General features: G+C 42.4%; 11 protein-coding genes. All 11 read right to left on the bottom strand.

All coding sequences use genetic code 11. The features are described from left to right. Positions 1-128: 128 nt before the first annotated feature. The 11 genes from fliD to DXA60_RS05225 all read right to left on the bottom strand — a co-directional run bounded on the left by fliD (position 129) and on the right by DXA60_RS05225 (position 13,284). Positions 129-2,873 (bottom strand): flagellar filament capping protein FliD, encoded by a 2,745-nt coding sequence (gene fliD / locus DXA60_RS05175; protein WP_117920128.1) that lies wholly within the window; start codon positions 2,871-2,873, stop codon positions 129-131. Positions 2,874-2,946: 73 nt separating this feature from the next. Continuing rightward, complete coding sequence (locus DXA60_RS05180; RefSeq protein ID WP_117920130.1) at positions 2,947-3,474, bottom strand: flagellar protein FlaG; 528 nt, start codon at positions 3,472-3,474, stop codon at positions 2,947-2,949. Between the two features lie 172 nt (positions 3,475-3,646). Further along, positions 3,647-3,862, bottom strand: coding sequence for a carbon storage regulator CsrA (gene csrA, locus DXA60_RS05185; protein ID WP_006857370.1), 216 nt, complete (start codon positions 3,860-3,862; stop codon positions 3,647-3,649). A gap of 2 nt (positions 3,863-3,864) precedes the next feature. Beyond that, positions 3,865-4,326, bottom strand: a complete 462-nt coding sequence (fliW, locus tag DXA60_RS05190; RefSeq protein WP_006857371.1) for a flagellar assembly protein FliW — start codon at positions 4,324-4,326, stop codon at positions 3,865-3,867. An 81-nt stretch (positions 4,327-4,407) separates the two neighbouring features. Next, complete coding sequence (locus DXA60_RS05195) at positions 4,408-6,000, bottom strand: flagellin N-terminal helical domain-containing protein (protein ID WP_117920132.1); 1,593 nt, start codon at positions 5,998-6,000, stop codon at positions 4,408-4,410. Between the two features lie 21 nt (positions 6,001-6,021). Then, the gene (gene flgK / locus DXA60_RS05200) at positions 6,022-7,863 is read right to left on the bottom strand and encodes a flagellar hook-associated protein FlgK (RefSeq protein WP_117920134.1); all 1,842 of its coding nucleotides are present in this window, start codon (positions 7,861-7,863) and stop codon (positions 6,022-6,024) included. A gap of 17 nt (positions 7,864-7,880) precedes the next feature. Continuing rightward, complete coding sequence (gene flgK, locus DXA60_RS05205) at positions 7,881-9,644, bottom strand: flagellar hook-associated protein FlgK (RefSeq protein ID WP_117920136.1); 1,764 nt, start codon at positions 9,642-9,644, stop codon at positions 7,881-7,883. Between the two features lie 21 nt (positions 9,645-9,665). Continuing rightward, positions 9,666-10,166 (bottom strand): flagellar protein FlgN, encoded by a 501-nt coding sequence (locus DXA60_RS05210; protein WP_006857375.1) that lies wholly within the window; start codon positions 10,164-10,166, stop codon positions 9,666-9,668. 28 nt (positions 10,167-10,194) lie between these two features. Then, a complete protein-coding gene (flgM, locus tag DXA60_RS05215; RefSeq protein WP_006857376.1) occupies positions 10,195-10,476 on the bottom strand; it encodes a flagellar biosynthesis anti-sigma factor FlgM in 282 nt (93 codons plus the stop codon). A 130-nt stretch (positions 10,477-10,606) separates the two neighbouring features. Beyond that, positions 10,607-11,242 (bottom strand): GNAT family N-acetyltransferase, encoded by a 636-nt coding sequence (locus DXA60_RS05220; RefSeq protein WP_117920138.1) that lies wholly within the window; start codon positions 11,240-11,242, stop codon positions 10,607-10,609. 26 nt (positions 11,243-11,268) lie between these two features. Beyond that, positions 11,269-13,284 (bottom strand): M28 family peptidase, encoded by a 2,016-nt coding sequence (locus tag DXA60_RS05225; protein WP_117920301.1) that lies wholly within the window; start codon positions 13,282-13,284, stop codon positions 11,269-11,271. Positions 13,285-13,339: the final 55 nt, after the last annotated feature.

Consider the following 13,339-nt stretch of genomic DNA (forward strand, 5'->3'; position numbering starts at 1 on the left):
TTCGGGACTTTCACCCATTAGAGCGCGCCCATGGCGCGCAAACCAAATATCTGTCCCACATCTATGTGGGGCAGATATTTAAATTTTATCACTCTCTTTTTATTTTGCCACCATTTTCAGCAATTTTATCAGCCTCCGAACAGGTTGGATAATGAAGATGTCTGGCTCTGTAATTTAGACAATGCTGTCTCCATTGCAGAGAACTTCTTGTAATATGCGTCCTCCTGATCCTGCAGTTTCTGCTCCCACTTTTTGATCGTGGTGGTGTAATCACTGTATTCAGAAGCCATCTCTTTATCATTGTATACTTTATAAATACTGCTTAAAGTTGAAGATTTCATCTTCGTTCCAATTGCATCGTATAAATTGGTCGTAAGCTGCTGCATAAAGGAAACGACCGTATCCGGATCAGAGTTGATCATTGCCATCAACTTATCTTCGTTTCCGGAAGTTGCTGTATCGTCCTCGTCACCGTCAATATGATATGCATTCTGCTGGTTCTCCGGTGCATTCAAGAAACCTAATGTCTTGATTCCAAAACTTGACAGATAATATTTCTTGCCATCAATCGTAACCGGCTGACTCATGGCATTCGTCATCAGATTCATGACACTTTCCAGGCTGTCATCACGGCGGAGCAGTGAAGATTTAATTTTTTCTTCCCACTTCTCAACTTCTGAATCGGACATTGCACTCTTTTCATCATCTGTCAAAGGCTCATATCCCTTTGCCGTATCTGCGTTGTAAAGTGATGTCATTTCGTTGATCAGAGAATTGTACTGTGTCAGGAAACTCTTGATCTTGTCATAAATCGCCTGTGTATCGGTCGCAGTTGTGACAGTGATCGCATTGGTATCCCCATCTCCGGTTGCCTGCATTGCAGTAATGGAAAGTCCGTTGATAGAGTAGGTATTGAGCGAACTGGTGTATGTAATGCCGTTTAACTTAATCTCAGAATCACAGCCGTCAATCTTCTTTGCACCTGAGTTTGTTAATGTAGAACTCTGATCAAGGATCCTCTGTGAATCCTGTACTTTGTTTACAAATGCAGCCAAAGCTGTTGTATAATCCGATGAAGTCGAATCCATCGCAGCCAGATCTGCAAGTACCGAATTGTCATCCATTTTTTTCTGTGCAGTAGTCATAGCAGTCTGATTCTCGGTAATTTTCTCTGCATACTTGTTAGTTACCTCTGTAACTGCACTTGCACCGCCACTCTGATATGCCTGCTGGATGGAAGAGATAATATTCTTTTTTGAATATGTATCAGTGTCATCCAAAGAATCCTCAGCACTCTCATATACATTAACCTTCTCAATATTAGAGGTCAATTTGGAAACAACGTCATCGGTAAGTGTATCCTTATGATCTTCCCTGAACCTGCTCAGTAGATCTGCTGCACGGGTTGTATCAGACAATACTGTATTTCCATGACTGTAAGTTGTCTTAACTTCTTTTTTCTGATCTTCTGTAACTGTCGCTGTTCTTCCATTGCTAACCGCATTGCCATCGCTGTCGATTTCTGTAAACGTATTGTTTTCCAGCTTATAAGTTTTTCCATCGGATCCGGTATAGTTTCCTTTTTCATTTGACCTATAAACAATGCCATCATTATCTGTGTATTCCGTGTATCCTTTTTGTGCTACATCAGCCTGATAATAATTCGTTGTCTCATTTTTCATGGCAATTTTGGCTTCCTGTCCATCCGGAGCAGTGTAAACATAATATTCATTGCCGTCACTGTCCTTCTCACCGGTTGCCTTATAAACCAGACCTGCACCTGAATCTACATAGTTTCCATCTGCATTTTTAGTATAAATGTTGTTATGATCATCTTTTGCTGTCGTGATCGCCTGAATGTATTTTTTATCATTTCCACTTCCGTACTCATAAATAGTACTTCCATCATCCAAAGTCGTTGATTTGGTGTATACATTTCCAGACGCATCCATCACAGAATTCACTCTCTGTGTTGCGCTCATTCCAAGTAATGTGGTAAGTTTCTTCTGCTCATCTGTAGTTAAGCCACTATTTTTTAATGCATCCTGCATTTCAGAATATGCCGTCGCATATCCATATGCAGATGTAAGATTTGTATTCTGTCCAGATGCTGTCTTATAAGATTTCTGCGCGTCCTGATATTTTTGAATAGCATCCACTACATTCTGCTGTAATTTATTGCCATCTGCATCATAGTACTGCGTATAAGACTTATATGTTGCATTTGTTGCATCAGAACCAACACTGAGTCCTAACTGATACAGTGCTCTTGCGCCTTCCGTGTTTCCACCGGTCAGAGTGAAATCGTTATCTTTTCCGGTATCCTTTGAACTGATGAAGATACGATGGTTTGTCGCATCATAGTTTGCGCTGACTCCGGCATCTTTTAATGAAGCGATCACATCACCAACGGTTGATCCCTGTGTCAATGTAATCTCTTTTGTTGTACCATCACCCTTTGTCAGGTTGATCTTTGCATCTCCACCTGTATAACCTAGTTCAGCAAGTGTTGTGGATGTCGTCGTCTTGCTTGAAAGCTGTGCTCCGGTCAGATAACCTGCCTGCGCAACTTTGATAATATTTAACTGTTGTGTTCCGGTCGGTGCATTATTTCCTGCCTTTACCGTTGCTTTGGTAGAATCGGAAACAGTTGTTGATTTTAAATTATATGCGGTAGATAATTTCATGCTGCCGACGCTGCTGTAAAGACTGTAAATCTTCGTATTCAAAGATTTCCACGCATCCTGTTTCCAGGATAATTTTGTCTGCGCCTTTTTGTACTTATTTGTCTTATAGTTGTATGAAGATACCAGAGCTGAAATGATTGACTCTGTATCAAGACCTGATGTCAGACCGGTAATTCTGATTGGCATATTATCACTCCTATCTGATGAAAATTCCATCTGTTATTGTGTATACTCTATAGACAGTCCGTACTGTCTTTGTTTACATTTTCTCGTCCACCAAAAGTCCTGCAACTTCCCAGACTTTTGCGATCATATCAAGTGTTTTCTCCGGCGGATATTCCTTTAAGACTTCTTTGGTGTCCTTGTCCACGATCTTGATCATAACACGGTTTGTAGCATCATGGATTCCAAAGACTGCTTCCGAATTGTGTGCTCTCTTATTGATCTCTTCTACAGCTTTTCGGATCTGGGTGTTGTTTCCTGCTCCTACGAGTGTTTCCTGTTCCTCATCCTTGTCGTTTCTGGCGCTCAGACTGTTTTTGGTTTCCGTACTGTTTTTGGTTTCTGCCTTCCATGGAGCCGTGATGTTCTCCACTGTCTGCGTTGTGCCGCCTGTAGCACTTCCGCTGCCTGCAGCACTGCTATTTCCTGCTGCAGCTGCCTCTACGGATTTGCCGTAAGATGCTGTCGATGTTTCCTGTATCCGTTGAACTCCCATGATCCTGACCTCCGTTTCCATGGTATTCTCAGCTTCTTTCTGCTGTAACCTGCACTTCCCTGTGTCTATCTGCGCTTGTCAGTTATATACCAAACTATGCGCATACTTTTACCTAATCTGCAATTTATATCGGTTTCTTTGCAGATAAAATTAATACCGGAGCCGCATTTTTCTGTCTGAATCAATAGAAATCACGCGCTGCGGACATTCTATCATCCTGAATTATGAGCTCCGGTATTTTTCAAAGCAGATCCTTTAAAGATGCGATTGCATCGATATTGAGAGCTGCCTTATTTTCATTCTGAATCTGAAGATATACTTCCTTGCGGTATATCGGCACTTCTTTGGGTGCTGATATGCCGATCTTTACCTGATCTCCGCGGATTTCAAGCACTGTGATCTCAATGTTATTGTTTACCACCAGAGATTCACCTTTTTTTCGTGTCAATGCCAGCATTTTTATTCCTCTGCTTTCTTTCTGCCTTTTACAGCTTCATATACATTAAACTTGATCGGATAATCATCCTCGACGATCACCTGGCAGCCTTTTCTGGTGTCTGTATTAATCACCAGCGGTGCCTTTAGATTAACAGTCGTATCTTTTTTATCCGCCGCTGCTGTGAGCGTTACAAGTATGTAGGTATTATCCTCTGTAAGATCTCCAAGTGGCGTTAGCATCTCATCGCTTACCGATGGTGCATAATCAGGTTTGATCTCATTCGGATGCATGACCGGAAATGCAATTTCCGGTTCGTCCATGGACTGAAACCACATGATCGAGGACGGTGTTCTCTCTTTTTCCTTATCAAAAATCAGGGTAAACTTTCTTAAATCCGGGAATCCGATCATTCCATTCTCTAAAGTAATGATCTTCTCCTCGTCAATATCTATCTCCCCAAAAAGCCTTGTATTTGCTTTCATTCCCTTTTCCTCCTGGTGCAATCTGTATGGTCACGACATGTATTCTAAGAATATTGCCGTTATTTCTGCTGTTAATATAATTTACAGATAGCTGAGCAGTGTCACCTGATTTACTTTGGAAGCTGCCTGCAGTGATGACTGATAAGCAGTATATGCCGCTGTATATTCCAAAATAATATCAGAGAGTTCACGATCTTCGTTCTTAGACTTCAGCTCTTCCATGGTCTCCTGCTCATTTGACATACGGTTTTTGGTCAGAGCAAGGCTCTGTCCTTTACTTCCGACATCCGTTAATGCAAGATTCACTTTGTTCAGGTATTTGTCACAGTTTCCGATGTAGCTGTTATAAAGTTTTTGCATATTATCATTTGCATAATCGCGCTCTTTTTCGGCTGCTGCGATCCACTCTTCTAATTTTGCCTGACAGTCATCGGAAGAATATTCCTGCATTTTCTTCATGGCATTTAAATCTGTCACTTTCTGTTCTGCGTCAAGTGAACGCTGTACAGCATCGATCAGCTCATCCACATCTCTGCTGAGTCCGTGATCAAATACATTTGATGCCTCTGTATTGACAGTAAGTGTCTGGTTTGCAGCCACTACATAATCGATATCCTGATAGATCTGATTGCCATCTTTATCATATTTCTCATACTTTAACTTATTGTTCGTATCTGTAATATTCGTGCAGTTGTAATAATATTCCGGGCGAAGTTCACCATTTGTAAATCCGGTCTTTGTATAGGAAATATCAAGAGATGCTTTATTAGTGGAAAGTGTATCTGCTGCTGTTTTGCTGAATACCATTTCTCCGGTATTACGGATCAGCACTGCCTCACCATCTGCAATGTCATATGATTTTGGTGTTTTCGTGGATGCTTCTAACCATTTATCATAAGAATCGTATACCGTGACGTTCATATTTCCAGTCTGCTTCGCACCTGCCGCATCCGTATAATTATAATCAATGGTTACTGTACTTCCATTTGCAGAGGTTTTCGTGGTAGTTCCTGTTGCATCTGTCACATCCAGACTGTCAATGCTGTCATAACCAAGACGGATTCTATTATAAGCAGCCTGGGTTGGAGAAGCGATCTTTGTGCCATCTAACACATCTGCCTGATTTCCCGGAACTGTAACATCATTTCCATAATACCGGTGTTCCTGCAGATCAGCATACGACATCTTCTGGTCGATCTCGTATGAAGTCTTTTGTTCGTCTTCCGTAAATGTCAGCTTTTTATTTGTGCGGTATCCGGTAAATACCGTTCTGCCGGCATAATCCGCATTTCCTTCTGAATATAATTTATCACGCAGTTTTTCCAGCTGTGTCAGGATCGTTTTTCTGTTGTCTGTTGTAAGTGAATCCTGTGCGCCGTATTCACACTGGGTACGGATCGTCTTGATAACGTCCTGCATACTGGAGATTGCAGTCTCCGTTACATCCAGCCATGATTCTGCATCTGGAATGTTCTTCTCGTAGTACTGGTCGATCTCGCTTAAGGTACTGCGCAGACGGAGTGCACGGATCGCTGTTACCGGGTCATCAGAAGGACGCTGTATTTTTTTCTGGCTGGTCATCTGATTGTTCAGTGTGTCCACATTTCCTTTATTTCCATTGATATTAATGGATGTATTATGCAATATGATATTATTTGTAATACGCATTGCCATTTCCTCCTGTTATAAATCCGTTTATACTCCGGTTTCCTCGATCAGTTTGTCATATACTTCTGCCATAACTGAGATCATCTTGGATGATAAATTGTAGGCATTCTGGAACTTGATCAGATCAAGTGCTTCCTCATCCTCATCCACACCGGAAACAGACATTCTCTGTGTCTCAAGCGCCGCCTGTATATTTGTATAATTGTTGCTGAAGATCGTAGACTGCTGTGTATCAATGGAGATATCAGAAATCATACATTTCAGGAATCCTGATGCATTTCCTGCACGGAATAAAACCGTATCACTCTTTAATTTTGCCAGATCTTCAACCAGTTTATACTTATCTACACCATCTTCTGTATCGGTCTTATACTGTGCAGCAAGTTTAGATGAATCTTTTACACAAATGGAAGAAACGCAGATATTGGATGCTGTCAGTTTGTAATATGAGCTGGCACCACAGTCTGTTGTGTTTCCATTATTCTTATCGCTCTTTCCTAATGCATATTCCTCGCCGGTTACCTGATCTGCCCCGGTAAAGAATGAATAATAATCGGTTGCATTTCCGTCTAAATCCTGTCCTTTTAACATAATATCATTAAACAAAGAACAGAAAGAACGTAAAAACTGGTTCATCTGTGACATGTAATACGGAACACCCATGGTATCAACAGAGTTTCCGATGGATGCCTGCATTCCATCTACCTTATTGGACTGCTGCTGGCTTAATGCATCCTCAAGTTCGAAAGTATAGGATGTGATCTTGCCATTGGCGTCTGTCTCAAAAGTAAAGTTTGTATAATTGTAATCTTTTCCGTAAATGGTGAGTGTACCGCTCTCCGGCACTGTCATTGCCTCAATATCTGTGATGGAAGGACTGACTACTTTCACATGTTTGCTGTCGATCACTCTTGCCTCACCGGTAAAGTTCTCTCCGTTGTTGCCATCACGGATATCAAACAATGCCTTTAAGGTACCTGACATGGAACTTGCGCCAGCTTTGAAGCTGTTGCCGGTTTTCTCCCATTTAACATCATATAAACCGTCCATATCGGACTGGTTTACTTTATTTTCCCTTGCAACACATTTTAATGTTTCATAATCGTAGGTATCTACCAGTACCTGACCACCGATCTTAACTGTAAAGTAATTAGCTCCTGTCGGCAGTTCCGGATCGTTTGAGTTCTGTACCGGAAGTTCCTCTGCCTCTGTCGGAACAATCTTGGATAGCTCATCGATCAGTAAGGCTCTCTGGTCACGCAGTTCGTTCGCATAACCACCCTGAATTTCAATGACGTTGATCTGATGATTTAAACTTGCAATCTTTTCTGCGATGGAATTGATATTCTGAACCGTGGATTTGATCTCCTCGTTGGCATTATTCTGAATATCTCCCAGACCGGATGCAACGCTGTTAAAGAATGTTGCAAAGTTCTGGGCACTTCCGATAAACTGCTGACGTGTATTCACATCTCCGGCATTGTTCTTTAAGGTATCTAAGTCATTAAACATCGTGTTTAAGATTGTTGAAAAACCTTTGGAAGAATCATCATCAATAAAATAATTTTCAATCTGCTTCAGGTAATTGAGCTTCGTCTCATATAAACCGACAGATGACTGGTTGTACCAGTATTTATTGTCATAATACTGGTTACGGAGCTGTTTGACAGACTCGGTCGTAACACCGGTTCCCATACTGCCGTATTTTGCATAGGCACGGATGGATTCGGAAGCAACACGGTTTGCCTGCTGTTTGCTGTATCCTTTTGTCTGTACATTCGATATATTATTTGCACTCGTATTTAAGGCAACCTGATATGCACTTAATCCTGAAGATGCAATCGTTAATCCAAAAAATGTTGATGGCATGTTAACCTCCTATGCTGCTATCCAAGCTGTGTGATCAGATGCTCGATCATCTCATTAATAACATTAATAAAACGGCTGGATGCATTGTATGCGTTCTGGTATTTGATCATATAAGTCAATTCTTCATCCGAAGAAACTCCGATTACCTGCTGTCTCTGGTTATCAACTGACTGTACCGTCTGGGACAGGTTTGTTGCAGTAGAATTGTATACATTTCCGTAGGTAGCAACCTCTCCGATCATAGCTGCATAATAGTCCTTAAAGCTGTATGCCTTTGTGTCATTCGGATTGACTGTAAGGCTTTCTTTATCCCACACTGCTGCAAGTGTCGCCATCAGTGACTGGTCTACATCTCCATTCTGCCGTAAATGTGGAAGTAGTGTTTCATCTGTGATCAATGCGCTGTTCACACTTGTACTTCCCATCGTGTACTGCTTTGTTGTATCAGCCGGATCTTCTTCATTGTATAAATAATAGGTCTTTGTCTCACCAGAAGCCGGATCTGTATAGGAAACCTCCGTATAACGTTCTGTTCCAAGTCTTGTAAATAACTCCTGTGGCGGAAGTTTGCCATCTGATCCCACTGCGCATTTATCTGCATCTAAGATCTTCGTATTTGCTGTCACGGTATAGGTATTGCCGTCTGCATCGGTCATGGTAACAGATCCGTTTCCTGTCAAACCTGTGATGTAATTCGATGCTTCCGTATTCGGGCATAAGATATCGTTGATCGCCGTTGCAATTCCATGGAACAACTGATCCATCTGTGCTTCTGCACGGAGCATAACAGACATGCCTGTCGTATCATCATAAGTCTTGCCGTCCACTCCAAGAATATCCTTGTAATTGGCAACTTTATCTCCTCTCGCAAGCACAAGAGCTTTGATCTCTCCCATATCGTTTTTATTTTCCGTGGAAATATCACGGTTAAAATTAAACAGATAGGTATACTCACCCTTGTCCGGATCTGACAGATGGGACCAGTATGGTGTCACAAATCCTGTCGCTTTGTCCGTCTGTTTTTCTACTTTATAGTAGCCGTTCTCATTGACAAACTCGTTGCCTTCCACGCTGACGCGCACGACACCGTTTACCTCTTCTTTATAAGAAATATCAACAAGACTTGCCAATTCATCTAATGCCAGATCTCTTGCATCACGCAGTGTCATTGCAGTTTCAATATTTCCTGCCTCGATCTTCTGGATCTGCAGATTTAGTTCACTGATCGTCTTTCCAAGTTCATTGACCTGATCAATGTCATCGGAAATCTGTGAATTGATATTATACTGATAACTCTTCAGTCCAGAATAAACAGCACTTGATCTGCTGGTAAAAAGCTGTGCCTTCTGAATAACAAGATTCTGATATACGCTATCCTCCGGGTATTTATATAGCTCCTGAAATGAGCCCCAGAAATCGGTTAATGCATCCTGAAAAGCCTGTCCCTCTAATTCCTGATAATAGTTCTGCACCTCTGTCAGTGCCTCACTGGTCGATGCATAAAAAGACTGACGGCTTGATTCCGTACGATATAACCGATCTAAGAATACATCTCTTGAATGGACAACATCTCCGATCGTTACACCAAGACCGGATTGCTGATTGCTGATTGCTGCTGTTGTATTAAATGTGACATAGTCACGGTCTGCAAACAAAACGCTCTGACGCACATATCCTGTTGTGTCTAAGTTCGCCAGGTTGTTTGATGTTACGTTAAGTGCATTCTGACTGCTCTGTAAACCGGCTACGCCGATAAACATACTTCCAAAACCATTTGCCATGGTAGTTCCTCCCTGCTTTTACTATTGCTTCGCGTCGAATCCACTGCTGCCTAAGATATCGCCTGTATTATAGGCATTCTTATCATAGTTGGCAGTCTCAGGTGCCTGTCGCGTACTTCTCAGCAAGGTAAGGTCAAATTCCACCATCTCCAATGCCTGTTTTAAAAGTGCTTCATTCTGTCTGTTTAGCTGCTGCATCTTAGCACCGGCCTCAAGCAGCCTGTCACGCTGTCTGGTAAGTGCTTCCTGTTCTTTTGGCTGCTTGTTAAGATATCCGATCATCTTTGTGATCGTCATCTCTTCCGGGCTCTGACCTAAGACAGTCGCCATATCCGTCAGGACACGGTTTCTTTTATTGGAAAGATTAAGAAGCACGCTCGCAGCATCCTGCTCTCTCGTCGTAACATCCGTAAGATGTTCGATATTGCCCTGCACCACTGCGTCTGTTTTTTCAGTCGCAAGTGTGATCAGTTCCTGATACTGCTTCTCCTCTTTACCCAGCACATCCAAAAGCTCTTCCATTAAACTAGCCACAGATTCATCCTCACTTTTACTTTACTAAAGCATTGTACTTTTCTAATAACTTATTCGCGAAATCATTCATATCCACGTTATAATTACCAGAGTCCAACCTTTCCTTAAGCTGTGCGACTCTATCTTCCCTGATATCCGAAGCATCTGCCACTGCCTGCTTTGCGATCTGGTAATCACGTCCCATAGAAGAGATCTGCACTTCATCGCGTCCGGTGCTCATCTGCTTTGTGTTCTGCACTTTCTGCGTTTTCTCTCTATTGTAAAGTTGTGCCACCTGATTATAAGCTTCTACTCGCATAATGGCATCTCCTTTCTTCCTTGAAATTCGCTTTCTAGTTTTTATATCGGACGAATCATTTTTTTCATTAGCGCAAATATGAAAAAAGAAAATGACAGGTCACCACTTTTCGCAGTATCCTGTCATTTTTCTACTGGTATTCACGGATCAGGCAGTATTGTTTCAGTGGGAAGTTCTTCTCCACAATTCCATACACCTGAAATCCAAAGTTTTTATAAAAATCTACATTTTTTTCATTGTGTGTTTCCAACGATATCATCATGTGGTGTTCCTGCGCATATGCGATCGTTTCGTCTAACAGTTTCGCAGCGATCCCATGGTGCTGCATTTCCGGATCGACTGCAAGATAAATAATATGAAGTCTCTGTGTCTGGTGCAGCTGATCGGTCCAGCTTGAGTTCAGGTAATCCCCACCCTTGATAAAATTGTGGAACGTCGCAAGTGTCGGATCTTCCTTGATCAGGAAAGCGTCCGTATGGATCGTCGCCCATGACTCTGTCAGGAAAAAATGAAACATATTGATGTGCTCTGCTTCATCCGACACAACAAGAATACTGTTTAGTTCCTCACTGTCCGCAAAAATCTCGCAGGTTTCATAAAATTCATCCATATCGCATTGAAACAGTTCCGGCATCAGCCTTTTTCTTACTTCGGCATCCGGGATCAGTGTTTCATAAAGCGGATCGTGTGCAAAGCAGCGGTATAAAAGCTGTTCTAATTTTGGCAGGTCCTCGCGCTGTACCCGGTATAATTTGTCCGATTTCATATTTTTCTTATCCCCTTTTTATTGTATCAGAACATTTCCTTTACCGTCTGACTGATTTCTTTTAAGGTCTCGCAGAGACGTCTGGTCTGTTTTTTATAGCATTCCTTTAAGTAATGCAGTTCTTCCCGGTAATCTGTGTCTGCTTCTTTTTTCTTTTTCAGCAGGCATTTTACCACATGATAAAGATCTTCATGCTCTAACAGCCTGCCGTAACCCCATTTCAGACGATCTTTGGGCTGATTGAACACATAGTCCGTAAAATGGCGGTAAACATATTCATCAAACATAAATGCATACGCATTGTTATCCACCTGATATATTTTTTCCAGTGCTTTATCCACATCAGATTGTTCCAGAGCGTTTACAGAGTCCTGCAATAAGCCAATATTTTTCCACAATATCTCATGTGGGAAAAATACCTCTCCATACCAGTCAATGCGGACAAAATGATCCTGCTCCTGTTTGAATTTTACAAGCAGTTGTTTTTCTCTTTCCCTGTTTTCCGCAAAGAGCTGTTCTGCCTCTTGCATGTTACCTTCTGCAAGAAGTGCGTGGTAGCGGGTATTGATAGCGGCAGTCTCTTCGTAAGACTGTTTTGCTTTTTCCTGTGCCTCTTCTGTTACCTGAATTAATTTTTTTGTGATTGCAGCGATCTGTTCCTGTGTTTCTTCCACTTTCGCTGTGATTTCACTGTCTCCGGCAAGTATGCGCTCTAACACCGGTGTAAAATCAAGCGGCACAACTGCCGTTTCATCCAGTGCTAAGATCAGCAGTGCGAACAGCTCATGGTGCAGCCGGTAAACCGCTTCATCATAGAAATCATCATTGTCAAACTGGGAATGGTAATGCGTCTCCATGAAACTTCCGCCGGTAAAATCATTGACCATGGATGGGATTCCTGCGATTGCCATCGAAAAATCATCTGACCAGGTTTCGATCGGTGCCGTCACGCTTGTCATCTCAGGATAAGCCTTTGTCAGTTCCGGAAGTCCGTCTAAATATTCTTTTATATAATGTACATATTCATAACAGCAGCGGATTCTTGCACGCGTGCCGTGTGCCAGCGCCGGCAGCTCAAAATTCAGATCTGCGATCACTTTTCCGACCCATTCCGGATGTGCGGTAAAAATCTGCTCGTAAGCTCCGGTCGACCAGTCAAAGTTGGAATCAACAACGCCCCATTCCTCTGCCGCCATCGCACAGAACACGATCGTGTTGTTCGGCTTGAATCCGCTTTCAATCAGCGTTTTTGCAATGCCAAACATCATGGCGACTGCCGTATTATCATCTTGAAATCCACTGAAATAGGAGTCATAGTGTGCAGATAACAATACCATGCGCTCCGGGTGTTTTCCCGGAATACAGCCTGAAATGTTATAAGTCGTGCAGTCACGTTTTACCCTGCTGTCGGCCTTCAACCATACGGTTGCTTCTTTCTCTCCATCCAGCAGTTCCCGCAATAATGCAGCATCCTCCCTTGAGATGGAAAATGCCGGTGCATCCTCCGGTCCGGCGATATCCTGTGCGTTGAGTGCCTTCGCATCGACTTCTCCATAACCGCCACACTGCACAGCGATCACTGCCGCCGCACCTTTTAAATGTGCCTGATAAACCGGATAATTGATCCACCACTCATCTCTCTGGTTGATATCCACTAACACCAGTTTTCCGGTTACATCTTTCCCTTCATAATCCGCTTCTGTTCCCTTTCCAAGATACATCAGGGAAAATGCCTGCTCACCGTCCGTTACAAAATCTGTCTGATATGCCCCGAGCAATGCGGTATGCCTTTTTCCCTCTTTCGTTTCAAACGTAAGCTCCGCATTTTTAAACTCCCAGCCATCCACGGTAACCGCATTTTTACATACATCCGACAGTCCAAGTTTTTGCATCTCATCCTTTAACATTTCCCCTGTCAGGAATTCTGCCTTCGAACCCGCAGGACGGTAACCGAGTTTCTCGTTTGAGCGAAACTGCTCCATCCGTTTTGCAAGCTGGTACGAGTAATCCGTATCAATATTTTTTATGACCGCTTCCTGCATTGTCATGTGTGTCACACCTTCTTTTTTGCTGCTATTTTTGCTGTTTTTTGTGTTA

Source organism: Roseburia sp. OF03-24 (assembly GCF_003463035.1).
Lineage (GTDB): Bacteria > Bacillota > Clostridia > Lachnospirales > Lachnospiraceae > Roseburia > Roseburia rectibacter.

Excerpts from the sequence above, each read along its gene's own strand:
- fliD (WP_117920128.1), bottom strand. The coding sequence starts at position 2,873 with ATGCCAATCAGAATTACCGGTCTGACATCAGGTCTTGATACAGAGTCA.
- csrA (WP_006857370.1), bottom strand. The coding sequence starts at position 3,862 with ATGCTGGCATTGACACGAAAAAAAGGTGAATCTCTGGTGGTAAACAAT.
- fliW (WP_006857371.1), bottom strand. The coding sequence starts at position 4,326 with ATGAAAGCAAATACAAGGCTTTTTGGGGAGATAGATATTGACGAGGAG.
- DXA60_RS05195 (WP_117920132.1), bottom strand. The coding sequence starts at position 6,000 with ATGGCAATGCGTATTACAAATAATATCATATTGCATAATACATCCATT.
- flgK (WP_117920134.1), bottom strand. The coding sequence starts at position 7,863 with ATGCCATCAACATTTTTTGGATTAACGATTGCATCTTCAGGATTAAGT.
- flgK (WP_117920136.1), bottom strand. The coding sequence starts at position 9,644 with ATGGCAAATGGTTTTGGAAGTATGTTTATCGGCGTAGCCGGTTTACAG.
- DXA60_RS05210 (WP_006857375.1), bottom strand. The coding sequence starts at position 10,166 with ATGGAAGAGCTTTTGGATGTGCTGGGTAAAGAGGAGAAGCAGTATCAG.
- flgM (WP_006857376.1), bottom strand. The coding sequence starts at position 10,476 with ATGCGAGTAGAAGCTTATAATCAGGTGGCACAACTTTACAATAGAGAG.
- DXA60_RS05220 (WP_117920138.1), bottom strand. The coding sequence starts at position 11,242 with ATGAAATCGGACAAATTATACCGGGTACAGCGCGAGGACCTGCCAAAA.
- DXA60_RS05225 (WP_117920301.1), bottom strand. The coding sequence starts at position 13,284 with ATGCAGGAAGCGGTCATAAAAAATATTGATACGGATTACTCGTACCAG.